This is a genomic window from Streptomyces sp. NPDC012827 (genome assembly GCF_042900905.1).
Taxonomy (GTDB): Bacteria; Actinomycetota; Actinomycetes; order Streptomycetales; family Streptomycetaceae; genus Streptomyces; species Streptomyces gulbargensis.
Genome location: NZ_JBIBBY010000002.1, coordinates 339,206 through 361,997 on the forward strand (window position 1 = coordinate 339,206; position 22,792 = coordinate 361,997).

A 22,792-nucleotide genomic window follows, 5' to 3' on the forward strand; every position below is an offset into this window, starting at 1 on the left:
CGCAGCCAGGAACCCGGCGGCGCGGGCTCGTGCAGCACCCCCGCCATCTCCCCAGCGGTTCACTCGTCTGACGGTCACCCCGATCGCGACCGGTCCGATCGTCACAGATGCTGGACGACGACCCAGTAGTCGTATTCCTCTTCGGTCACCGCGCAGACCACCTTTCCGTCCACTGACATGGCCAAGAAGTCCAGTCCTTCCCCCGGCTTCGCCAGCCTCGGGGCCAGTTCGGCATCGGCCGACCACTTCACCACGGCCCAGCCGAAATCCGACGCTCCGGCTCCGGAAATGCTGAACAGGAAAGAACCGTCATCGCCGAAGAGGCCGCAGCGCTCGGCGTGGAGACGCCACTGCCGGTCCACTTCCTCCAGCGCTCGGGGTTGACCGGCGGGAACGGTGGCAGTGGGGCGGACCTCCCAGTTCGCCACGCTCCTCAGCGCCTCCAAGACAGACGGCACACCGTCAGGGGCGGCGTTGTCCGAGACCGCCAGACCCGTTGAGGCCATCCGACGCAGCCAGGTCTCCCTCGTGTTCTCATCCATGGTTTCGGCCGTCACTCCTCATAGAACAGATGGTGGTCTCCCCCTAGTCGCCGATCGTGCGGCCGGCCTCCCGGCCGAGGGTGTCGCGCTCGAACCGCACCGTCTGCCCGAGCGCGTTCGTCCGGGCGCTGCCTGTGCGGCGGCGATCGTCCCCGGCGGCGTTCTCGGGAGCAAAGCGCGCGGGCGCACTTTGTCACCTGCGCGGGTGGGCCGGGTGCCTGCGAGGGACGCGGTCCATCGGGACGGAGCGTGCGGCCCGTACGCGCTCCTCGGGCCCGTTCAGGGAAGTCTTGGGTGGAGCGCCAGCCAGGTTCGTATCTCCCGCAGGTCGGGGGTGTCACCCTCCAGGTGGGCCCGGATGGGCACCAGGGGGGTCAGCAGGTTCTTGATGCGGCGCAGGCGGAGCATTTCTTCCCGTGACGCCGTCCGCCACTCTCCGGCCAGCCGCGAGGCGTCCTCGTACGGCAGCCCCAGGTGCCGCAGGACGTCCGAGCACAGCGCGGAGGGGTCCCGGGCGGTGTCGGTGTTGTCGGCACCGAACTCCTGGATCATGGAGGCGCGTACGGCGGCCTCCTCGGCCATGGCCCGCTGCGGGAGCGTGCCCCGGCCCTTCGCCGCGACCGCGGCGAGCGCGAGCCGCCCCCACCGCAGCCTGACCTCGTCGGGCAGCTCACGATTCTGGAGGCGCCCGACCGCGAGATCCCGCAGCTGTTCGGCCCACTCCTGAGAGAGACCGCCCTCCGAAGCCTCCCGTACGGACTGCTCCAGGCTCTCCGGCGAAGCTGTGGCGAAAGCGGCGTGCCCGGCCTGCTCAAGGGGCCGCGTCCGGTGGCGGCCGGTCACGGCTTCCTCGGGCCGGCGACGGTACGGGCGGCGAGGTAGGCGCGGGGGCGGGCCACCGTGGCGGTCGAAGCCGTGAAGGACAGCCGGGTGCCCGGCTGGTCGACGCGTACGCGGATCCGTCCGTCCTGGTGGAGGCCCACGGTGATGCCGTGGCGCGCGCCGGCGTCCCATCCGCTGATCCGGAGATCGGTGATGTCCGTGAACCGGAGGGCGAACTCGACGGTGTCGTACGGGGCTCCGTCCCACTCGGCCGGCGGTCGGGTGGGAAGTTCGGCCGTCTCGAATCCGATCGTCACGGAGTCACCCCGCTCGTCGACGAGGAGGGTGAGAAGGTCGCAGGTGCTCAAGGGGGGAATTGCGTCGTAGAGGTCCGTCAGGGCTGTGGCGTCGCCGAACGCGGACGCCCAGTCAGAGCCGTTCAAAGAAGATCCTTTCCTCCGGTTCCGGAACCGACCGGTGACGAAGGCGGTCGAGCTTCCCGAGAAACACGTGCCGGCCGCGATCCGACCTGTCCGCCGGAGCGACGAAGCCGCTGAAGTGGCCGATGAGCACGGACCGGTTGCAGGAGAACGACGCCCGTACTCCCTCCCCGGTCAGCCGGATCTCCACCCTTTCCGCGACGGGCAGCGGAACTGCGGTGAGCGTCACCGAAGGGACCGGCGGCTCCCACTCGGTGAGCGAGAAGTCCTCCACGGCCAGGAACTGGAAGTGGCACTGAACGGTGTCGATGCCCTCCTCGCGCCATTCCCGCGGCAGGTGCGGCGGAAGTGCGGGGAGGTCGACGCGCAGGGTGACGGTCGGGCCGCGCCAGTTCAGGTGCAGGGAACGGAGCCGGAAACCGACGAGGTCGGGGATCCCGCCATAGAGCGAGGTGGCGGCCGTGGAATGCACCGCGAGCAGGCGATCGGCCGTCATGACGGTTCCCTTTCTCGTCGAAATGTGCCCCGGAGCGTCTCTCCGGTGTGCGACGACCCCCGGGTGCCCGCGGTTCCGGAAGCCCTGGTCGAATCGGGGGTGCCGGTACGTGCCGGGTGGCGGGGTGCGGTGAGGAGGAGGGTGTCATGCGGGTGTTGGTCGCCGAGGACGAGGTCGTGCTCGCGGGGCTCGTGGCCACCGGGCTGCGGCGGGCCGGGTTCGCCGTGGACACCGTGCACGGGGGCGACGACGCGCTGGAGCGGCTCGCCCTGCACCCGTACGACGTGCTCGTCCTCGACCGCGACCTGCCCCGCGTGCACGGTGACGAGGTGGCGCGGCGGCTGGTCGCCGGCGGGTCGGCCACCGGCATTCTCATGCTGACGGCCGCCACCACCACGGACGACCGCGTCACAGGCCTCGACCTCGGCGCCGACGACTACCTGGGCAAGCCCTTCGAGTTCCCCGAGCTCGTCTCCCGCGTCCGCGCCCTGCGCCGCCGTTCCGCCCGCGCGCCCCTGCCCCCGCTGCTGCACCGGGGCGGCCTCGTCATGGACACCGTCCGCCGTACCGCCTGCCGCGACGGCCGCCCGCTCGACCTGACGCCCAAGGAGTTCTCCGTCCTCCAGATCCTCCTGGAGGCGGACGGCGCCGCCGTCTCCGCCGAGGAACTCCTCGCCCGCGCCTGGGACGAACACGCCGACCCCTTCACCGGCGCCGTCCGCGTCTGCCTGAGCAAGCTCCGCGCCAAACTGGGCGATCCGTCCCCCATCCGCACCGTCCAGGGCGTGGGGTACCAGCTGTGATCGGCGCCGGTTCCACGATCCGTACCCGCATCGCCCTCGTGTACGGGGGCGTCTTCCTGGTCCTCGGCGGGTCGCTGCTGCTGATCGTGAACCTGCTCGTCCGGGCCGGGACGGACGTCGAGACCGCCGAGGTCGTGGCCCGCGCCGACGACCTGGCCGTCGTCGAGGCCGCCCGCATCGGCGACGACGTCAGCCGCGCCGCGGGCGACCAGATGCTCATGTGGTCCGGCCTCGGCCTGCTCGTCATGGCCTGCTGCGCCGTCGTCGTCGGCTGGTGGACGGCCGGCCGCGTCCTGCGGCCCGTCCACGAGATGACCGCCCGCGCCCGGCGCCTCTCCGAGCGGACCCTGCACGAACGCCTCGCCGTCCGCGGCCCCGACGACGAACTGAAGGAGCTCGGCGACACCGTCGACGCCCTCCTCGGACGCCTGGAGACGGCCTTCGACAGCCAGCGCCGGTTCATCGCCAACGCCTCCCACGAACTGCGCACCCCGCTCGCCACCCAGCGCGCCGCCCTCCAGATCGGGGTCGACGACACCTGCGAGGTCAAGCAGATCCTCCTCGACACCAACCGGCACAGCGAGCGCCTCATCGACGGCCTGCTGCTCCTCGCCCGGGGCGAACGGGGCCTCGCCGAGCGGGAGGACGTGCGCCTCGGCGAGGTCGCCCGCGAGGAGTACGAGGACACCGTCGTCGTCACGGACGGGGTCGTCAGCGGCAGCCGCGTGCTCCTCGGGCAGCTCGTACGCAACCTCGTCGCCAACGCCCGCGCCTACAACGTGCCCGGCGGCCTCGTCGACGTCCGCGTCGACGGCGGCGTCCTCACCGTGACCAACACCGGCCCCGTCGTCCCCGAAGCCGACGTCCCCGGTCTCTTCGAACCCTTCCGGCGCGGTGAGGGACGCGACCGGACCGGCCCCGGAGCCGGCCTCGGCCTCTCCATCGTCCGGTCCGTCGCCCACGCCCACGGCGGCCACGTCACCGCCCGCGCCCGCGACGCGGCGGACGGCGGCGGCCTGGTGGTGACGATGACCCTTCCGGTCACCGTCACCCCTCCTACAGCTCCGTGAGGTCCGCCAGCAGCTTCCGGTAGAACGTGGTGTGGGCGGTGGCGGACGGTTCCGGGCCGGCGAAGTACGTGGCCGTACGGGGCGACTCCAGCTTGCGCAGGTAGTCGAAGGCCTTGTTGTCCTCCTCGCCCCAGGCCACGAACCGCCAGTGCAGCGGGCGGTCCGCCGCCGCGGCCAGGGCCTCCGTGGCGGCCGTCTTCGACTCCGGCGCGCCGTCCGTCTGGAAGATCACCAGGGCCGGGGCGGCCGGGTCCGTCTTCCCGTGGTGCGCGAGCACCTCCTCGACGGCCCGGTGGTAGTTCGTACGGCCCAGGCGGCCGAGCGTCCCGTTGATCTCCTCCACGCGGGTGGGGGAGGTGGTGGCGGGCGTCAGTTCCACCGTGCCGTCGACGTCCGTCGAGAAGAACACGGCCGTCACGGTCGCCTCCTCGTCCAGGTGCGCGGCGAGCGCGACCGCCTGCTCGGCGAGGCGCTGAACCGACCCGTCCTTGAAGTAGCCGCGCATCGACCCGGAACGGTCCACGACCAGGTACACCCGCGTCCGGGCCCCGGCCAGCCCCTGCTTGCGCAGGACGCCACCCGCCGCCTTGTACGCGTCCGTGAGGTGCGGCGCCGCGGCCTTCACCTTCGCCAGGGTCATGGCGGGACCCGCCTCGCGCGGGGCCGCGGCGGGCGCGTCGTCCCCGGCCTCCGAGCTCGCCGGGGCCTGCTCCTCGGCCGCCCCGGTGTCCTCCGCCGCTTCCGGCGCCTCCGGCTGCCGCTCCTCGGCCGCTGCCGGCTCCTCGGGCGCTGACGGTTCCTCGGCCGCCTCGGTGTCCTCCGTCGCTTCCGGCGCCTCCGGCTGCCGCTCCTCCGCCTCGGCCTTCTCCTCGGCCCGCTCCCGCTCCTCTTCCTGAGCCTGCGGTGCGGCCTCCGCCGGTACGTCCGCCTCGGCCTGCGGCTCCTCGGCCGCGGCCGGAGCCGGGGCCTCGTCCCCCGCCGGTGTCCCGTCCTTCGCCGTGGTGTCGGTCTCCGCCGCCGCGGTGGTCTCCAGCGGCTCCTCGGCCGCCTCCGGCTCCTCCGGCCGCTCCTCCTGCCGCGGGCCGGGGACCCCCGCCTCACCCTCCGGTTCCGGCTGCGTCGCAGCGGGCTCCGCGCTCTCCTGCGTCTCCCCGTCGACCGTCCGCGCCTTCGGGATCTGCGGGTTGTCGAAGGCCGCGGCCACCAGGTCGTCGGCCGACCGGCGGGCCGCCTCCTCCGGGGGCTGGGGGGCGGGACCCGCGCCGGGAGCCACGGGCTCCGTGACGCGCTCCTCCGCGGGGGCGGTCACGGCGGCGGGCTCGCGGGTCTGGGGCGGGACGGAGGGCGCCGTGGTCTCCTCGTGGTCGCGGTCGCGGCCGAACACCTTGCGCAGCAAGCTCCGAATACCCATGGGCGAACCCTTTCGCATGAGTTGGTGCGGTATGCGTCCTTCATCCCTGGCCAGGGCGGACACGTAAGGTTAGCGGCCCGCGGCCCCCGATTCCGGAACCCCGGGCTCCTCGGTTTCCGCGCATTCATCGGGCGTTCACTCCTACGCCTCCCTCGTGCAGAGGTGCGCACATAGCGTCACGGTCGAACGAATTCCCGACAGCTTGTCGGCGCACTGCTGCGCCGGAGGAGGACGAAGTGCGCAAACTGCTGCCGCTGCTGAGCTCGAACCCGCACGGAGGCGGCCGTTCCGCTCTCACCTGCCGGTTCCGCTGCGGTGACGCCTGTTTCCACGAGGTGCCGAACACCAGCGACAACGAGTACGTCGGCGACGTCATCGCCGGTGCCCTCTCGCGCCGCTCGGTGATGCGCGCCGCCGCCGTGGTCACCGTCGCGTCCGCCGTGGGCGGGGCCGCCGTGCTCGGTGACGCGCCGGCCGCCGAGGCCCGCCTGTACCCCGGCGGCAAGGCGGACGGCGCCCGCGGTCTGCGCTTCACGCCGGTCGCGCCGAACACGGCCGACCAGGTGACCGTCCCGGCCGGGTACGCGCAGGACGTCGTCATCCGCTGGGGCGAGCCGATCCTCCGCGGCGCGCCCGCCTTCGACGCCGACAAGCAGACGGCCAGGGCGCAGGCCGGGCAGTTCGGCTACAACAACGACTTCCTCTCCCTGCTGCCGCTGCGCGGGGAGCCGGGCCGGCAGGTGCTCGTGGCGAACCACGAGTACACCGACGAGGTCCTGATGTTCCGCGGCTACGACGCGGAGAACCCGACCCGCGAGCAGGTCGAGATCGCGTGGGCCGCGCACGGCCTCTCGGTGGTCGTGGTCCAGGAGGAGCACCGCTCAGGGCGTCTCACCCTGGTCACCCGCCACCCCCTCAACCGGCGCCTGCACACCACCAGCGAGTTCGAGCTGACCGGCCCGGCCGCCGGCAGCGACCTGGTGCGGACGAGCGCCGACCCCGAGGGCCGTACCGTCCTCGGCACGCTCAACAACTGCGCCGGCGGCACCACCCCGTGGGGCACCACGCTCCACGGCGAGGAGAACTTCAACCAGTACTTCGCGTACGGGAGTTCCGCGACCGACAAGCGGTACGGCATCGGCACCGGCGCCTCCGAGCGCAAGTGGGAGCGGTTCGACAAGCGCTTCGACCTGCGCCAGGAGCCGAACGAGGCGCACCGCCAGGGCTGGGTCGTGGAGCTCGACCCGTACGACCCGGACTCGACGCCCCGCAAGCGCACCGCGCTCGGCCGGTTCAAGCACGAGGCGGCGCAGCCGCGCCTGACCGCCGACGGCCGCCCGGTCGTCTACATGGGCGACGACGAGCGCTTCGACTACTTCTACAAGTTCGTCTCCTCGAAGCGGATGATGAAGGGCTCCTCGCGCAAGGCGCGGGAGCACAACCTGACCCTCCTCGACGAGGGCACCCTCTACGTCGCCAAGCTGACCGGGGACTCGCCGGCCGCCGAGATCGACGGCAGCGGGAAGCGCCCGGTGGACGGCGAGTTCGACGGTTCGGGCGTGTGGATCCCGCTCGCCACGGCCGGTGCGGACGGGGCCGTCTCGCACGTGCCGGGCATGAGCGCCGAGGAGGTGTTCGTCTTCACCCGGCTCGCCGGTGACAAGGTCGGCGCCACGAAGATGGACCGCCCGGAGGACGTCGAGCCCTCCCCGCGCACCGGCCGCGTGTACGTCGCGCTGACCAACAACTCCAACCGCGGCAAGGGCACCAACCCCGGCGCCGACGAGGCCAACCCGCGCAACCTCAACAAGCACGGGCAGGTCCTGGAGCTGGCCGAGCACTGGGACGACCCGGCCTCCGACGGCTTCGCCTGGCGTCTGTTCCTCGTCGCCGGCGACCCCGGCGACCCGGCGACGTACTACGCGGGTTACCCGAAGGAGAAGGTCTCGCCGATCTCCTGCCCCGACAACATCGCCTTCGACCCGCACGGCAACCTGTGGCTGTCCACCGACGGAAACGCCCTCGGCTCGCACGACGGCCTGTTCGGCGTGGCCACGCACGGCGAGCGGCGCGGTGAGCTGAAGCAGTTCCTGACCGTGCCGAAGGGCGCCGAGACCTGCGGTCCGATCATCCAGGACCGGCGCGTCCTGGTGGCCGTGCAGCACCCGGGTGAGGTGGACGGCGCCTCCGTGGAGAAGCCGGCGTCGGTCTGGCCCGACGGGCCCGGCCGGATCGTACGGCCCGCCGTCGTCGCCGTCTGGCGCAAGGACGGCCGGGACATCGGCGTCTGACCCGAGGGCGGAGCGGGGCGCCCGGGGCGGGTCTCCGGGCGACCGGCCGAGCCGGGGCGTCCGGAGGGGCGGCGGGGGTGCCAGGCGCGGCCCGTCAGGCCATCCCCAGGCCCTCCCGGAAGCGGAGGAACTGTTCCTCCGGGTCCCCGGTGTACGCCCACGGCACCCACGCCGCCCGGGCGCCCAGCATGCCGAGGAGTTCCCGGGCCAGTTCCGCCTGGCCTGCGTGACAGGCGGCGTGCGCGAGGAAGTTGAGGTCCGCGACCTCCTCGGGGGCGACCGGGCGGCCCGGGTCCCGGCCGCCGATCCAGCGGGCGTGGGTGCGGCGCAGTTCGGTCACCGCCAGCTCGTGCTTCCAGTGCTGGTCGAAGCCGCGCACCGGGCCACGGCCGAGCGCCCCGTCCGCGATGTACCGGTACTCCTCGACCCGGGCGACCTGCACGAGGACCGGCAGCGGGGTGCCGGGCGGTGCCACACCGGCCGCGTCGCGCGCGAAGTCGTACATGCTGCCGTGGGTGCCGTGCCAGCGCGCCGACAGGTAGCGCAGGACCTGGACGTGGCCCTCGGTGTTGTACGGGTCGCGGCGCCGCAGCTCGTCGAACCAGTGGCGCAGTTCGCGGCGCGGCACCCCGCCCTCGTACAGCCGGGCGACGGACAGCAGCGACACCCACGGCATGGGGTCCTCGGGCGCGGCGTCGGCGGCGGCGCGGCAGGCGTCGACGGCGGCGTCGATCCGGCCGCGTTCGAGCGCGGCGCCCCGGCCGGCGGCGATGGCCGCGTCGAAGACGCGGACCACCTCGGTGGCGGCCCGCAGCACGGCCGCGTCGGGGTTGCCGGGTTCGGCGGCCCGCCAGGTCTCGACGGTGGAGCTGCCGGCGGCGGCGTGCGAGAGGAGCCGGAGCCGGTGGGTGCGGCGGGCCCAGTCGTCACCGGTGGCGGCGAGCAGGTCGCGGACGCCCTGCCAGCGGCCGATGACGATGTCGTGGCGGGCCTCGGTGAGGGCCCGGTCGCCGAAGTCCGGGTCGAAGTCGGGGACGAAGCGCTCCGGGCGGGACGACCGGCCCGTCCGTCGGGCGCGGCGGCGTACGGCCATCGGGGCCTCCTTCGGGGCTGTGCGGGGTCCTTGCGGGGTCCTTCGGTACGGCGGCGGGGTGTCTGTGCGTCGGTCTGTGCGGGTGCCTCGGGCGGAGGCCGGGACGGGGGCGGGAGGGGCCGGTGGTGCCGCGCCCGGGGAGGGTCAGAAGTCGGTGGCGTAACTCTTGTCGCGGAAGCGCGCTCCCGGCCCGGCCGGGGCCGACTCCTCCGTCGCCGCCAGGACCCGCGCCGCGTCCAGACGGGCCGGGCGCCGGTAGTAGTCGGTGCCCTTGCGCCAGTAGACGAGGAGCGGGACGAGGCCGAGGAGCAGACCGCCGAGACCGATGGTGAGGGCGGTGGAGGAGAGTTCGCCGAGCGATTCGACGAAGGCCCACAGCATGAAGGCGGAGCCGAGCGCCGGCCACACCCCGCCCAGGAGCAGGTTCCGTACGGAGCGCAGGAGCAGCGACTTGTAGGCGACGACGGCGGCGATGCCGGCGAGGCCGTAGTAGAAGGCGATCTGGAGCCCGATCGCGGCGACCGCGTCGTTGAGGACCCCCTGGACGGTGCCGGCGGCGGCCGCGCCCGCGAACATCAGGAGCGCCGCGCCGCCGACGGCGGCGATCGCCACCCACGGGGTGTTCCAGCGGCGGTGCACGCTGCCGAGGGCGGCGGGCAGGGTCCGGTCCCGGCCCATCGCGAAGAGGGAGCGGGTGACCTGGATGAGGGTGGTCTCCAGGGTGGCGACGGTGGACAGGAGCACGGCGGCGACGAGGAGCTTTCCGCCGACGCCGGGCCAGATCTCGTGGCCGAGGACGGCGAGCACGTTCGGCCCGGCGGCCCGGATCTCGTCCGCGCTGAGCAGCACGTTCACGGCGACGGTGAAGGCCTCGAAGAGGAGGAAGACGAGCCCGACCCCGACGAGCGCGGCGAGCCCGGCGGTGCGGCGGCTGTCGCGGGTCTCCTCACTGAGGTTGCTGGTGACGTCCCAGCCCCAGTAGTAGAAGGCGGCGATCAGGGCGCCGGCGGCGAATCCCTCGGGGCCGGCGAAGTGGCCGAGGCCGAACCAGGACCAGTCGAAGGCGGTGGCGTGCCCCCGGTGCAGCACGGCGGCCAGGACGAAGACGGCGAGGACGAGCATCTCCACGCCCGTCATGAGGAGTTGGGCGCGTACGGTGAGCCGGGCGCCGCCCAGGACGACGAGCAGCATGACGAGGAACCAGCAGGCGCCGACGGCGGCGGCGAGCGGGGTCTCGTCGGCGAGGTCCTGGTCGATCAGGGCGAGGGTGAGGGATCCGGCGGGGAGCGAGCCGGCGACCATGAAGACGGTGGCGGCGAAGACCAGCGCCCAGCCGGAGAGGAAACCGAGGAAGGGGTGGAGGGTGCGGCCCACCCACGAGTAGCCGGCGCCCGCGTTGACGTCGATCCGGCCGAGGCGGGCGTAGGCGAGGACGATGCCGAGCATCGGGACGGCGCAGTAGAGGAGGGCGGCGGGCCCCGCGAGGCCGACCGCGCCGAAGAGGACGGCGGTGGTCGCGGCGAGCGAGTAGGCGGGTGCGCTGCCGGCGACGGCCATCACGATCGTGTCGAACGTGCCGAGGACATTGGGCTGGAGCCCTCTGCCCGGGGTGGTGGTGCGCATGGCGTGTCCTCGGGGCGCGGGGGGTGGGGCAGGACGAAGTGCCCGCGCCGCCGGGCCGGTTGCGGACGGTGGCGGGTGCGAACACGGTGAATCGAGGCGCATCGTAGTCGCACCGGTGGATTCCGGTAACGGCGGTGGGAGGGTTCCGTTCCGTGACCGCCGGTAAGTCCGCCCGTACGCCCCCCGGCGGGGGTTTAGCCCAGGTCGGGACCGGCGATGGCGCGGGCCGCGCGCACCTCGTGGCGCAGCGGCGCCAGGACTCCGTTCTCGTCGCCGGGAAGGTCGCTGCGGACCTCCACGAGCGTCTCGGAGGAGCGCAGCCCCTCGGCGAACTCCCGCAACTCCCGTTCGACCGCGGCCACCTCGGCCGGGTCCGGGGGCGGTGCGCCGTGGTCGACCCGGATGCGGGCGGCGGTCGTGGCGTCCACGATCCTTTCGACGGCGACGACCAGCGGCCACCAGGCGGAGGCGCGGGTGCCGGTGGGCGGCGGCTCGGTCAGGGCCCGCTGGAACTCGGAGCGTACGGTCGACAGGTCGCGGTACAGCGCGCGCCGGGCCCGCAGCCGCGCCCCCCGGTCGCCGCCCACCGCGGTCGCCCCCGTCCCCGGCCGCGCCGTCGCGGCCTTCCGCTCCGGCGTTCCGGCGGGGGCGAAGGCGAGGGCCACGTACGCGGCGGTGTCGGCGACCGCGGCCGCGAGGCGGTCCCCGATGCGGGCGTGCCAGGACTCGGGCCAGAGCAGGTAGCCGGCGACCAGGGCGATGCCGCAGCCGATGAGCGAGTCGTACAGGCGGGGCAGGACCAGGCCGAAGCCCTGGTGGTTGAGGAGGTCGGAGAGCAGCAGGATCACGGGGGTGATGGCCGCCGTCTGGAAGACGTACCCCTTCGCGGAGAAGGCCGGGATGAGGGCGGCGAGCAGCATCATCACCGGGATGTCCCACCAGCCGCGCGGCACTTCGGAGAGGACCAGGGCGGCCAGCACGAGGCCGAGGGCGGTGCCGAGGGCGCGGAGCACGGCGCGGGAGAAGACCGAGCCGAAGTCGGGCTTCATGACGAAGGTGACGGTGAGCGCCACCCAGTACGAGCGGGGCACGGCGATCAGGGACACCAGGGCCTGGGCGAGGCCGATGCAGAGCGCGAGGCGCAGCCCGTACCGCCAGGACGCCCCGGAGAAGAGGACCGCGCGGGCGGTGCGCCGGACGCGGACGCGCAGGGCGGCGGGCCTGCCGAGCCGGTCGTCGACGTTGTACGGGTCGGGCTCGGCCTCGTGGACGACGTCGGCGGCGTGGCGCAGGGCGTGGTCGACGGCCTTCTCGGAGGGCCGCCGCGGGGCGGGGAGGTCCAGGTCCGGGCTGCCGGTGCGGCCCTCCTCGACGGCGGCGGCGAGTTCGCGCACGGCGGCCGGGACGGAGGGGTGGACCGGGCCGTGGTGGCGGGCCCGGAGATGGGCGGCGGGGGCGGCCTCGACGAGCGGGATGAGGACGTTGAGCTGGGCCAGGAGGCGGACTTGGGTGGGCGCCCTGCCGTGCTCGCGGGCCCGGCGGGCGAGGACGAGGTCGTAGGACTGGTTCAGGGAGGCGGTCACGGCCTGGCGCTGTTCGTCGTACGCGTCGGTGCCGGCCGCCTCGTACAGCGCGGCGGCCGCCCGGTAGGCGGCGGCCACGGCGGTGCGTTCGGGTGCGGCGCGGCGCAGCGGCCAGCCCAGGAGCGTGAGGGCGAGGACGAACAGCCCGCCGAGGGTGAGCAGCAGGGGCGCCTTCCACCACGGGCCGGGCATGGGGAGTCCGGCGCCGACCACCGCGTTGAGGAGGAGCAGCAGTCCGGAGACGGAGGCGACCGCGCCGATCGAGGAGATCATCCCGGAGACGAGTGCGACGAGGGTCAGGGCGGCGACGGCGGCCCAGCCGTGGCCGAAGGCGAGGGTGCCGAGGGTGACGCCGAGGGCGCCGAAGAGTTGCGGGACGGCGATGTTGAAGATCCGCATCCGGTAGGAGTCGGCCGTGTCGCCGATGACTCCGGAGAGGGCGCCCATGGAGACGAGCGCGCCGTAGGCGGGCTGCCCGGCGGCGAGCCCCGCGGCGAGCGGCGCGGACAGGGCCACGGAGGCGCGGGCGACGGCCGCCCACGGGATCGGCGCGGACGCGGGCCGCAGCCCGGCGGTCAGCCAGGCGGGCGGAACGAGCCGTGAGGGGCCCGGCCGTGAGGGTCCTGCGGGGTGCGTCGCCATGCCTCCCAACGTAGCGGCCGGGCCGCGCGGCGGCGGGGGCGGTCACGGGGCCTGGGCGTGGCTGCGGGCCGGGCCGGGGCGGGGCTTCGGCGCGGTGAGGGCCGGGGCCGGGGCGCGTACGGGCTCTGCGGGTGCCGGGGCGCGCCCCGCGCGACCGTCCGCCGACGGGCGTACGGCACCGCCCGGGCGCGCGTGTTCCGGCGCCGGACAGGGCCTGTCGGCACCCCGGCCCGGTGCTTCGCCGTGCTCAGCTGCGGTACGACTCCACCTGGGCCGCCGGGCGGACCGCCGCGCTGTCCGGGTCCTCACCGAACTCGGCCTTGGCCCGCCGCTGCCGCAGCAGGTCCCAGCACTGGTCGAGCCGTACTTCCAGTTCGGCGAGGCGTTCGCGCTCCTCGGGAAGGAGCCCGCCGGTGCGCTGCCGCAGGGCGCGCTCCTCCTCGACGAGGGCGCCGATGTCGTCCAGGATCTCCTCGTTGTCCATGCCTTCCAGCGTGGCCGATCAGCGCCCGTCGTGCAGGTCGAGATCGGTGAGGACGGCCCGGTGGTCGGAACCGGCGAGCCCGGGGAAGCGGACGGCGCGCACGGTGAAGCCGTCGCTGACGAGCACGTGGTCGATCTGCACGTAGGGCGGCAGCGGCCCCTCGGCGGGCCACGTCGGGGTGCGGCTCGCGCCGGCCAGCCGGGCGGCGTCCTGGAGGTGCCCGGCGTCGAGGATCCGGCGGAAGGCGGCATGGTCCTGGGAGGCGTTGAAGTCCCCGGCGACGATCCGGTGGGGGCCGTGGGCGGGTCGTGCCACCGCGTCCCTGATCCGGCCGAGCTCCTCCTTCCACAGGCCGGTCCGCCCGGGCAGCGGCGGCATCGGGTGGGCGAGCTGGAGGTCCACGGGCCGTCCGGCGATGACGGCGGTGGCGCCCGGCATGCCCATCGTGCCGGGGACGACCCGCCGGTCGCGCAGCGGATGGGCGCTGAGCAGGACCGACCCGGCGGAGCCGTCGGCCTCGACGGAGGCGTGGTGGGGCAGCTCGGCGGCGAACGTGGTGGTGAGGGTGCGTCCGCAGGCGCGGTCGCACTCGGAGACGTACACGAGGGTGGGCCGCTCGCGCCGGATCGTCGCGACGAGCGCCCCGGTGGCCTCGCCGAACTCGACGTTGGCGGCGAGGACCCGGACCCGGGCCTCGGGCGGGGCGACGAGGGTGACCGGGTCGGGGACGTACGGCAGGGAGGCCCAGGCGGTGGTGCCGAGGACGGTCACGGCCACGAAGGAGAGGACGCGGCGGCGGGCGGCGGCGGCCAGGAGCACGGCGAGCCCGGCGGGCACGGTGAGCCACGGCAGGAAGGACAGCAGCTGCGGTACGGGCGTGACGGCGTCCGTGTCGAGGGCCCGGCAGGCGGCGACGACGGCGGGGACGGCCAGGAGCAGCACGGCGGCCCGGGCGGCGGGGCGCCGCACGGGCCGGAGGGGTGGCGGCCCGGCGGGCGCCGGGCCGGAGTCGCCGGAAGGGGGGAGGGGCGGGGTCGCCCGGGGCTGCGGTTCGGATGCTGCGGCAGGGGCTCGGTCCACGCCGCTCAGTGTCGCACCGGGCGGTGACGCGGGGCCGGGGCCCCTCGGTGCCGCCGGGAGCGCCCGTGGTGCCGGACGGCTCAGTGCCGCAGGGCGCGGGTGACCTCCGCGGTGGTGCCCCCGGGGAGCGAGCGGTTGCTGCGGGCGGTCCCGGTCTTCGCCTGCTTCGGGGGGACCGCGTCGAGGGTGACGACGACGGTGTCGACGACGTTCCCTTCGCCGTCGTGGAAGGTGACCATGACGGTGTAGTCGGCGGCGGAGTCCTTGGGGTTGGTCGCGGTGACGTCGGCGGCGGTCCGGTCGCCGTCGGCACGGGCCTTCCCGGCCTTGACGTCACCGGTGGCGTTCACCCCGTCCTTGACCTCGTTCATCTTCTCCTGGGCGGCGGAGGCGACCGCGGCGGTGGCGGAGGAGACGATGTCGCCGGCCGCGTCCTTCGCCGCCTCGCAGCCGGTGAGGGCGAGGAGCGCGGCGGCCGTCGCGAGGGCCGTGCGGTGCGGTCCCATGGGCGCCTCAGAACGTCTCGCCGGGGCGGCGGTCCCCGTCCGAGGCGAGCGCCCAGATCACGAAGATCGACACGGCCATGGAGAAGAGGGCCCACCACGGCTGGTAGGGCAGGAAGAGGAACTGCGCCAGGATGTTGAGGGAGGCGAGGGCGATGCCCGCGACGCGGCCCCACTCGGCGCCCTTGAGGATGCCGTAACCGGTGACGGCCACGAGGACGCCGAGGACGAGGTGGATCCAGCCCCAGGTGGTGAGGTCGAACTCGTAGACGTAGTCGCCGACGCGGGCGTAGATGTCGTTCTCGGCGATGCCGGCGATGCCCTGGAAGATGTCCATCAGGCCGGTGACGAGCATGAGGACGCCGGCGAAGAGGGTGCCGCCGGCGGCCCAGGCGCCGGACGTCCCTGCCTTGCGGGGTGCGGTGTGCTGGCTCATGGGCCCATCGTCGGCCGGTTCGCGCCGGTGCGAACGCCGGACTGCGCCGGGCGGGTGAGCGGCCGCCGGCCCGGGGCGTCCACCCGGGCCGTACTGGGCCGTCCACCCGGGCCGTACCGGGCCGTCCGCCCGGGCCGTACCGGTGCGGCCGCGTCGGGGCGGACGGCGGCCGGGGCCCGGTCCGGTTGCGGCCACCGGCGCGGGGGTGTGCCCTGGAGGGTGCGGACACGGTCGCGGGGGGCGAGAGACGAAGGAGCTCCTGCGATGGGCGCACACGCAGCGGTACCCGCCCGGCGCCGGCGCCGGGCCGCCACGGGCGGGCACGGAGGGGCACTCCCCCTCGTCCTCGGCGTCGTCTACGGCCTGTACGCGTCGACCGTCGAACGCCACGGTGGCCCGCTCAGCTGGGGCCAGCTCTGGCTCGGCCTGATCTCGGCGGTGGTCCTGGCCGGGGCGGTGCACGGGCTCCGCCGGACCGGCCGCGCCCTGCCGCGCGAGCCACGGGCCGCCGCCTGGGGCGCGCTGGCCGGGCTCGCGGTCGGGTTCCTCTTCAGCCTCTCCGGCGCCAGTGTCCTGTCGGCGGCGGTGCTGGGCCTGGTGGTCGCCGCCGCCGTCTCCTGCGCCGCCTTCTACCTCTTCTACACGCACGAGGACGCCGCCGGGCGCCCCGCGCCCTACTGACCGAGGGCGCCGGCCCGCGCGCCCGGTGCGGTGTGGCGGCGCCGGTGGTCCACGGCCACGGCGGCGAGCAGCACCGGCCAGGCGAGCAGCGGCGCGTAGCAGACGAGCACCAGCGCCTCCTGCGCCGGTGAGGCCGGTATCCCGGGCCCGAGGCCGGCGGCGGAGGCGTAGACCCCCCAGGCGGCGAGCGCGCACAGGCCCGCGACCCCGGCGAACGCGGCCCGCCACGCGAGCGCCGGGTTCACCCGCCGGCCGCCGAGGAACGGGATCCGGCGCGGGAGGACCTCGCCCCACGGGCGGACGAGCCCCAGGGTGAGGAAGGCCAGCAGTTCGGACACGACGCTCAGGGAGACCACGTACACCGCCTCCGCGGTGCTCATCACCCCGCCCGGACCGTGGTGCCAGGCGTCCTGGGTGACCGGCAGGCCGGCGACGAGCGCGAGGCGCCACAGGCCGGACGGCAGAGTGAGGAGGGGCACGGCGTGGGCGGCGAGGACGGCCCAACGGGGCACGCCCGCAAGGGCCTTGATGCTCATCATGGGATCAGGTTCGGCCGGGCCCGGGGTACGGGTCGTCGCCCCGGCGTACGGTCCGCCTCCGCCGCGCGGCGGAGCCGTCGTACACCCTCCGCGCCGCCGTCCGGCGGCGGTGGCGGGCCGGCGGCTCCCGCAGCAGACTGGGAGGAGCGCCCCTCGGGGCCCCCGCGCCACGGCGCGCCGCGCGACCGGCCCGGAGGCGCGGCGGAAGCCGGAGGACACGGCAGGACGGACCGGCACGAGGACACGGCATGACCGACGACCACGAGCGAACCGCGCGGACCGGCGGCCGGAAGCGGCCGGTCCGAAACGGCCGGCACGCCACCCGTCGTCCCCCCACCGGCCGCCGCCGCACGGAGCCGGACGGCCCGCCCGGCGCGGACGGCGGGGGCGCGGCATGAGCGGCGGCGGGCTCGCCGTCGAGACCGAGGGCCTGGTCAAGGTCTTCGGCACCAACCGCGCCGTCGACGGCGTCGACCTGAGGATCCCCGCCGGCACCGTCTACGGGGTCCTCGGCCCCAACGGCGCCGGCAAGACCACGACCGTCAAGGTCCTGGCGACCCTGCTGCGCCCGGACGGCGGCCGCGCCCGTGTGTTCGGCCGCGACGTGGTCACCGACGCGGACGCGGTACGCGGCCGGGTCAGCCTCACCGGCCAGTACGCCTCGGTCGACGAGGACCTGACCGGCACCGAGAACCTGGTGCTGCTCGCGCGCCTGCTCGGGCACACGCGGGCGGCCTCGCGGGACCGGGCCGCGCGGCTCCTGGCCGCTTTCGGGCTGTCGGAGGCGGCGGGCCGGCAGGTGAAGACCTACTCGGGCGGCATGCGGCGCCGGATCGACATCGCGGCCTCCCTGCTCAACACCCCGGACCTGCTGTTCCTGGACGAGCCGACCACCGGTCTCGACCCGCGCAGCCGGAACCAGGTGTGGGACATCGTGCGCGCGGTCGTCGAGCAGGGCACGACCGTGCTGCTCACCACGCAGTACCTCGACGAGGCGGACCGGCTGGCCTCCCGCATCGCCGTCATCGACCACGGCCGGGTGATCGCCGAGGGCACCAAGGGCGAGCTGAAGGCCTCGGTGGGCGCCGGTTCCGTGCACGTACGGCTCCGGGACCCGGCGCGGCGCGCGGACGCCGAACGGGTCCTCGCCGGCGCCCTGCGCACCTCCGTCCAGCTCGACGCGGACCCGGTGGCCCTCACCGCGACGGTCGACGGGCGGGGTACGGAGCGGGGTGCGGCGGAGCAGGCGGCGCGGGCGCTGGCGGAGCTGTCGCGGGCGGGGATCGCCGTGGACGACTTCGCGCTCGGGCAGCCGAGCCTGGACGAGGTGTTCCTCGCCCTGACGGAACGGAAGGGACCGCCGGCATGACCACCGTCACCACGGGCAAGGACAAGGACCCGGCGGCCGGTCCGGCCGGGGCCGCCGACGCCACGGACTTCGTCGCCCCGCGCGCCGAGGACCTCGCGGAGTTCCTCGCGGGCCGCGACCGGCCGCCCCGCCCCAGCGCGCTCGGCGCCTCCCTGACCTTCGGCCGGCGGGCCATGTTGAAGATCAAGCACGTGCCGGAGCAGCTGTTCGACGTGACCGCGTTCCCGATCATGATGGTGCTGATGTACACGTACCTCTTCGGGGGCGCGCTGGCCGGATCGGTCTCCTCGTACGTGCAGTTCCTGCTGCCGGGCATCCTCGTGATGAGCGTCGTGATGATCACGATGTACACGGGCGTCTCCGTCAACACCGACATCGACAAGGGCGTCTTCGACCGCTTCCGCACCCTGCCGGTGTGGCGGCCTGCCCCGATGGTCGGCTACCTGCTCGGTGACGTCGTCCGCTACCTGATCGCCTCGGCCGTGATGATCGGCGTGGGCCTCGCCATCGGCTACCGCCCGGCCGGCGGCCCGGTCGGTGTGGTCCTCGGGGTGGTGCTGCTCATGGTCTTCTCGTTCGCGTTCTCGTGGATCTGGACCATGTTCGGCCTGCTGCTGCGCAGCGAGAAGTCGGTGATGGGCGTCTCGATGATGGTCATCTTCCCGCTCACCTTCCTCTCCAACGTCTTCGTCGACCCCCGCACCATGCCGGGCTGGCTCCAGGCCTTCGTCAACAACAACCCGGTCACCCACCTGGCGACGGCGGTCCGCGAGCTGATGGCCGGCCACCGGCCGGCGGCGGACATCGGCTGGACGCTGGGATGGTCGGCGCTGTTCGTGCTCGTCTTCGGCTGGGTCACGATGCGTCTCTACAACCGGAAGTGACGCGGCGGGGGCGTCCGCCCCGCCCCGTCGTGCCCCCGAGCCGCCCCGCCCCTGGGCCGTCAGCCGAGGCGCAGGTCCGCCCACTGCTTCTCGAAGGGGACGAGGCCGTCGTCGTCGCCGCCGTCGCGGGCGGGCCGGGCGGCCACGGTGTCGGCGAACTCCTGGCCGGCCCGGGTGATCCGGGCGGGCAGCCCGTCGGTGTACTCGTCGCCGCCGGAGCCCCAGTCCTCCGAGGCCGCGTAGACGGCGGTCGGGACGACGAGGGCCCGCAGGTAGGCGAAGAGGGGCCGCAGGGCGTGGTCGAGGACGAGCGAGTGGCGGGCGGTGCCGCCGGTCGCGCCGAGGAGGACGGGCGTGCCGGTCAGCGCGGCCGGGTCGACCAGGTCGAAGAAGGACTTGAACAGGCCGCTGTACGAGGCCGTGAAGACGGGCGTGACGGCGATGACGCCGTCGGCGCCCGTCACCGTGTCGATCGCTTCCCGGAGCGCCGGGGAGGGGAAGCCGGTGACGAGGTTCTTGGCGATGTCGACGGCCAGGTCGCGCAGTTCGACGACCTGGACGTCGACCGCGTACTCCTGTTCGGCCAGCCGGTGCCGGGCCGCCTGGAGGAGGCGGTCGGCGAGCAGCCGGGTGGAGGAGGGGGAGCTGAGGCCGGCGGAGACCGCGACCAGTTTCGTCGTCCGCATGGCGTCAGACCTCCCGGGTGGCGAGGACGGCGGGGTGGAGCGGGGCGGTGGCGGGGACGCCGGCCGGGCGCAGGGCGGCGAATTCCTTGCGCAGGACCGGGACGACCTCCTCGCCGAGGATGTCGAGCTGCTCGAGGACGGTCTTGAGCGGCAGTCCGGCGTGGTCGATCAGGAACAGCTGGCGCTGGTAGTCGCCCACGTAGTCGCGGAAGGACAGGGTGCGCTCGATGACCTCCTGCGGGGAGCCGACGGTCAGCGGGGTCTCGCGGCTGAACTCCTCCAGGGAGGGGCCGTGGCCGTAGACCGGCGCGTTGTCGAAGTACGGGCGGAACTCCCGTACCGCGTCCTGCGAGTTCTTCCGCATGAACACCTGGCCGCCGAGGCCGACGATCGCCTGTTCGGGGGTGCCGTGCCCGTAGTGGGCGTAGCGCTGCCGGTAGAGGCGGACCATCTTCTCGGTGTGCTGCTTGGGCCAGAAGATGTGGTTCGCGAAGAAGCCGTCGCCGTAGTAGGCGGCCTGTTCGGCGATCTCGGGGGAGCGGATGGAGCCGTGCCAGACGAAGGGCGGGACGCCGTCGAGCGGGCGCGGGGTGGCGGTGAAGCCCTGCAGGGCGGTGCGGAACTTCCCCTCCCAGTCGACCACGTCCTGTCTCCACAGCTTGTGGAGGAGCGCGTAGTTCTCGATGGCGAGCGGGATGCCCTGGCGGATGTCCTGTCCGAACCACGGGTAGACCGGGCCGGTGTTGCCGCGGCCCGTCATCAGGTCGACGCGGCCGTCGGCGAGGTGCTGGAGGGTCGCGTAGTCCTCGGCGATCTTCACCGGGTCGTTGGTGGTGATCAGCGTCGTGGAGGTGGAGAGGATCAGCTTCTCCGTGCGGGCGGCGATGTGCCCGAGGAGGGTGGTGGGGGAGGAGGGGACGAACGGCGGGTTGTGGTGCTCGCCCGTCGCGAAGACGTCCAGGCCGACCTCCTCGGCCTTGAGCGCGAGGGCGACGGTGTTCTTGATCCGCTCGTGCTCGGTCGGGGCGCGGCCGGTGGTGGGGTCGGTCGTCACGTCGCCGACGGTGAAGATCCCGAACTGCATCGTGCTCACCTCTCGCGGGGGTGCTCCGGGGGCGCCGCCCCGAAGCTCTTGGTTGAATCTTAAACCATCCTGTGCAACGGCGCACCCCTCCCGGTTGTTCCCCCGTGGTCCGGGCCCGCCGTCCGCTCCCCTGCCCCGGGACACCCTCCGACCGGTCCCGCGGCCTCCGTCCCGGGCGGGCGCGGGCCGGAAGGAGCCCCTCCCGTAGAGTCCCCGACGTGAACGCTGCGATATCGGTCGTCGGAATCGGCGCGGACGGCTGGGACGGGCTCCCCGAGACCTCCCGCCGCGTCCTGCGCGCCGCCGAGGTGCTCATCGGCGGCCCCCGCCAGCTCGGCCTGCTGCCCGCCGCCGACTGCCCCGGCGAGCGCGTCCCCTGGCCCTCGCCGCTCCGCCCCGCCGTGCCCGGCCTGCTCGCCGCCCACGAGGGCCGCGCCGTCGCCGTCCTCGCCAGCGGGGACCCCTCCTTCCACGGCATCGCCCGCACCCTCGCCGAGACCGTCGGCGCGGACCGCCTGCGCGTCCTGCCGCACCCGTCCTCCGTCTCGTACGCCTGCGCCCGGCTCGGCTGGCCCCTGGAAGCCGTCGAGACCGTCTCCCTCGTCGCCCGGCCGCCCGCCGCGCTCGCCGCCGCCCTCCACCACGGCCGGCGGATCCTCGTCCTCAGCGAGGGCGCGGCCACCCCGGAGCGGGTCGCCGCCCTGCTGCGCGACCGGGGGTACGGGCCCAGCCGGCTGCGCGTCCTCGAACAGCTCGGCTCCGACCGCGAGCGCCTGCTCGACGGCACCGCCGACACCTGGGCGCACGCCCCCGGCGACCCGCTCAACGTGATCGCCGTCGACTGCGTCCGCGCCCCCGGCGCCCTCCGCCTCGGCGCCGCGCCCGGCCTGCCCGACGACGCCTACGAGCACGACGGCCAGCTCACCAAGCGGTACGTCCGCGCCGCCACCCTCGCCGCGCTCGCCCCCGCCCCCGGCGAACTGCTCTGGGACATCGGCGGCGGCTCCGGCTCCATCGGCATCGAATGGATGCGGACCCACCGCTCCTGCCGCGCCGTCGCCGTCGAGAAGTCCCCCGAACGGGCCGAGCGGATCACCCGCAACGCCGACCGGCTCGGCGTGCCCGGCCTGAGCGTCGTCACCGGGCCCGCGCCCGCGGCCCTCGCCGGGCTGCCCGTCCCCGACGCCGTCTTCATCGGCGGCGGGCTCACCGCCCCCGGCCTGGTCGACGCCTGCTGGGACGCCCTGCCCGCCGGCGGCCGGCTCGTCGCCAACACCGTGACCCTGGAGTCCGAGGCGCTGCTCGCCGAACGCCACCGCCGCCACGGCGGCGAACTGATCCGGCTCTCCGTCTCCGCCGCCGTACCCGTCGGCGGCTTCACCGGCTGGCGCCCGGCCATGCCCGTCACCCAGTGGTCCGTCACGAAAGGTTCCGAAGAGGGATGACCGTCTATTTCATCGGCGCGGGCCCCGGCGCCGCCGACCTCATCACCGTGCGCGGCGCGCGGACGCTGGCGAAGTGCGGCGTCTGCCTCTACGCGGGCTCGCTCGTCCCCACCGAACTGCTCGCCGAGTGCCCGCCGGACGCGCGGCTCGTCGACACGGCCCGGATGGACCTGGACCAGATCGTCGCCGAGATCACCGCCGCCCACGAGGCGGGGCAGGACGTGGCCCGGCTGCACTCCGGCGACCCGTCCGTCTTCAGCGCCGTCGCCGAGCAGATGCGCCGCCTGGACGCGGCCGGCGTCCCGTACGAGGTCGTGCCGGGCGTCCCGGCCTTCGCCGCGGCCGCGGCGGCGCTCAAGCGGGAACTGACCGTGCCGACCGTCGGCCAGACCGTCATCCTCACCCGCGTCGCCCAGCAGGCCACCCCCATGCCGGAGGGCGAGGACCTCGCCACCCTCGGCCGCAGCGGCGCCCTGCTCGTCCTCCACCTCGGTGCCCGTTACGTCGACCGGATCGTCTCCGAACTCGTCCCCCACTACGGCGCGGACTGCCCCGCCGCCGTGGTCGCCATGGCCAGCCGCCCCGACGAGGTCATCCTGCGCGGCACCCTGGAGGACATCGCCGGCCAGGTGAAGGCGGCCGGGATCACGAAGACCGCCGTCATCCTCGTGGGCCGCACGCTCGCCGCGTCCGAGTTCCGCGACAGTCACCTGTACGACCCGGCGCGGGACCGCCACACCTGCTGACGGCCCCGCGCGGCCACCACGAGGCCCCGGGACGGGCGT

General features: G+C 74.5%; 23 protein-coding genes. 8 read left to right on the forward strand and 15 right to left on the reverse strand.

The genetic code is table 11. From position 1 onward, the window contains the following. Positions 1-101: 101 nt before the first annotated feature. The 4 genes from ACFY60_RS04940 to ACFY60_RS04955 form a co-directional block, all read right to left on the reverse strand. Entirely contained in the window at positions 102-542 is a 441-nt protein-coding gene (locus ACFY60_RS04940) for a hypothetical protein (RefSeq protein ID WP_388609719.1), read from the reverse strand. Between the two features lie 279 nt (positions 543-821). Beyond that, positions 822-1,385, reverse strand: coding sequence for a hypothetical protein (locus tag ACFY60_RS04945; protein WP_388609718.1), 564 nt, complete (start codon positions 1,383-1,385; stop codon positions 822-824). Continuing rightward, complete coding sequence (locus ACFY60_RS04950) at positions 1,382-1,807, reverse strand: Imm50 family immunity protein (protein ID WP_388609716.1); 426 nt, start codon at positions 1,805-1,807, stop codon at positions 1,382-1,384. The genes ACFY60_RS04945 and ACFY60_RS04950 overlap by 4 nt, the downstream gene beginning before the upstream one ends. Beyond that, positions 1,794-2,300, reverse strand: coding sequence for an Imm50 family immunity protein (locus tag ACFY60_RS04955; RefSeq protein ID WP_388609713.1), 507 nt, complete (start codon positions 2,298-2,300; stop codon positions 1,794-1,796). The genes ACFY60_RS04950 and ACFY60_RS04955 overlap by 14 nt, the downstream gene beginning before the upstream one ends. Positions 2,301-2,446: 146 nt before the next feature. Here ACFY60_RS04955 and ACFY60_RS04960 point away from each other — a divergent pair, with 146 nt between their 5' ends. Both ACFY60_RS04960 and ACFY60_RS04965 read left to right on the forward strand, forming a co-directional pair. Further along, positions 2,447-3,103: a response regulator transcription factor gene (locus tag ACFY60_RS04960; protein WP_388609711.1), complete on the forward strand. Its 657-nt coding sequence runs from the start codon at positions 2,447-2,449 to the stop codon at positions 3,101-3,103. Next, complete coding sequence (locus ACFY60_RS04965) at positions 3,100-4,173, forward strand: sensor histidine kinase (protein WP_388609709.1); 1,074 nt, start codon at positions 3,100-3,102, stop codon at positions 4,171-4,173. Before ACFY60_RS04960 ends, ACFY60_RS04965 begins: the two co-directional genes overlap by 4 nt. On the opposite strand, the gene ACFY60_RS04970 is transcribed toward ACFY60_RS04965, so the two are convergent. Then, a complete protein-coding gene (locus ACFY60_RS04970) occupies positions 4,160-5,584 on the reverse strand; it encodes a VWA domain-containing protein (RefSeq protein WP_389457343.1) in 1,425 nt (474 codons plus the stop codon). The genes ACFY60_RS04965 and ACFY60_RS04970 overlap by 14 nt on opposite strands. A 236-nt stretch (positions 5,585-5,820) precedes the next feature. Here ACFY60_RS04970 and ACFY60_RS04975 point away from each other — a divergent pair, with 236 nt between their 5' ends. Continuing rightward, the gene (locus ACFY60_RS04975) at positions 5,821-7,875 is read left to right on the forward strand and encodes a PhoX family protein (RefSeq protein ID WP_388609706.1); all 2,055 of its coding nucleotides are present in this window, start codon (positions 5,821-5,823) and stop codon (positions 7,873-7,875) included. Between the two features lie 94 nt (positions 7,876-7,969). Here the strand turns inward: ACFY60_RS04975 and ACFY60_RS04980 are convergent, their stop codons facing one another. From ACFY60_RS04980 to ACFY60_RS05010, 7 genes are all read right to left on the reverse strand, one after another. After that, complete coding sequence (locus ACFY60_RS04980) at positions 7,970-8,968, reverse strand: hypothetical protein (protein WP_388609704.1); 999 nt, start codon at positions 8,966-8,968, stop codon at positions 7,970-7,972. Positions 8,969-9,112: 144 nt separating this feature from the next. Continuing rightward, on the reverse strand, positions 9,113-10,591 hold the full coding sequence (locus tag ACFY60_RS04985) for an APC family permease (protein ID WP_388609703.1): 1,479 nt from the start codon (positions 10,589-10,591) through the stop codon (positions 9,113-9,115). A 194-nt stretch (positions 10,592-10,785) separates the two neighbouring features. Then, positions 10,786-12,816 (reverse strand): FUSC family protein, encoded by a 2,031-nt coding sequence (locus ACFY60_RS04990; RefSeq protein WP_388609702.1) that lies wholly within the window; start codon positions 12,814-12,816, stop codon positions 10,786-10,788. Positions 12,817-13,063: 247 nt separating this feature from the next. Continuing rightward, on the reverse strand, positions 13,064-13,300 hold the full coding sequence (locus tag ACFY60_RS04995; protein WP_309051459.1) for a DUF2630 family protein: 237 nt from the start codon (positions 13,298-13,300) through the stop codon (positions 13,064-13,066). A gap of 18 nt (positions 13,301-13,318) precedes the next feature. Beyond that, the gene (locus ACFY60_RS05000) at positions 13,319-14,269 is read right to left on the reverse strand and encodes an endonuclease/exonuclease/phosphatase family protein (RefSeq protein WP_388609700.1); all 951 of its coding nucleotides are present in this window, start codon (positions 14,267-14,269) and stop codon (positions 13,319-13,321) included. Between the two features lie 191 nt (positions 14,270-14,460). After that, positions 14,461-14,886 carry a hypothetical protein gene (locus ACFY60_RS05005; protein WP_388609697.1) on the reverse strand — a complete coding sequence of 142 codons (426 nt, stop codon included), beginning with the start codon at positions 14,884-14,886 and terminating at the stop codon, positions 14,461-14,463. Between the two features lie 7 nt (positions 14,887-14,893). Further along, positions 14,894-15,319 carry a hypothetical protein gene (locus tag ACFY60_RS05010; RefSeq protein ID WP_388609696.1) on the reverse strand — a complete coding sequence of 142 codons (426 nt, stop codon included), beginning with the start codon at positions 15,317-15,319 and terminating at the stop codon, positions 14,894-14,896. Positions 15,320-15,583: 264 nt separating this feature from the next. Between ACFY60_RS05010 and ACFY60_RS05015 the strand changes: the two genes are divergently transcribed. Then, entirely contained in the window at positions 15,584-16,000 is a 417-nt protein-coding gene (locus ACFY60_RS05015) for a hypothetical protein (RefSeq protein WP_388609693.1), read from the forward strand. On the opposite strand, the gene ACFY60_RS05020 is transcribed toward ACFY60_RS05015, so the two are convergent. Next, positions 15,994-16,539, reverse strand: coding sequence for a hypothetical protein (locus ACFY60_RS05020; RefSeq protein WP_388609692.1), 546 nt, complete (start codon positions 16,537-16,539; stop codon positions 15,994-15,996). The genes ACFY60_RS05015 and ACFY60_RS05020 overlap by 7 nt on opposite strands. A 394-nt stretch (positions 16,540-16,933) precedes the next feature. On the opposite strand from ACFY60_RS05020, the gene ACFY60_RS05025 reads away from it, so the two are divergent. Together ACFY60_RS05025 and ACFY60_RS05030 are read left to right on the forward strand one after the other, a co-directional pair. Then, positions 16,934-17,908: an ATP-binding cassette domain-containing protein gene (locus tag ACFY60_RS05025; protein ID WP_388609690.1), complete on the forward strand. Its 975-nt coding sequence runs from the start codon at positions 16,934-16,936 to the stop codon at positions 17,906-17,908. Then, complete coding sequence (locus tag ACFY60_RS05030; protein WP_388609687.1) at positions 17,905-18,792, forward strand: ABC transporter permease; 888 nt, start codon at positions 17,905-17,907, stop codon at positions 18,790-18,792. The genes ACFY60_RS05025 and ACFY60_RS05030 overlap by 4 nt, the downstream gene beginning before the upstream one ends. Positions 18,793-18,851: 59 nt before the next feature. Here ACFY60_RS05030 and ACFY60_RS05035 read toward each other — a convergent pair whose 3' ends face one another. Both ACFY60_RS05035 and ACFY60_RS05040 read right to left on the reverse strand, forming a co-directional pair. Beyond that, positions 18,852-19,478, reverse strand: coding sequence for an FMN reductase (locus ACFY60_RS05035; RefSeq protein WP_388609685.1), 627 nt, complete (start codon positions 19,476-19,478; stop codon positions 18,852-18,854). A gap of 4 nt (positions 19,479-19,482) precedes the next feature. Next, a complete protein-coding gene (locus tag ACFY60_RS05040) occupies positions 19,483-20,562 on the reverse strand; it encodes an LLM class flavin-dependent oxidoreductase (RefSeq protein WP_388609683.1) in 1,080 nt (359 codons plus the stop codon). 218 nt (positions 20,563-20,780) lie between these two features. Between ACFY60_RS05040 and cbiE the strand changes: the two genes are divergently transcribed. Beyond that, positions 20,781-22,007 (forward strand): precorrin-6y C5,15-methyltransferase (decarboxylating) subunit CbiE, encoded by a 1,227-nt coding sequence (gene cbiE / locus ACFY60_RS05045; protein WP_388609681.1) that lies wholly within the window; start codon positions 20,781-20,783, stop codon positions 22,005-22,007. Continuing rightward, positions 22,004-22,753, forward strand: coding sequence for a precorrin-4 C(11)-methyltransferase (cobM, locus tag ACFY60_RS05050; protein ID WP_309050024.1), 750 nt, complete (start codon positions 22,004-22,006; stop codon positions 22,751-22,753). The genes cbiE and cobM overlap by 4 nt, the downstream gene beginning before the upstream one ends. Positions 22,754-22,792: the final 39 nt, after the last annotated feature.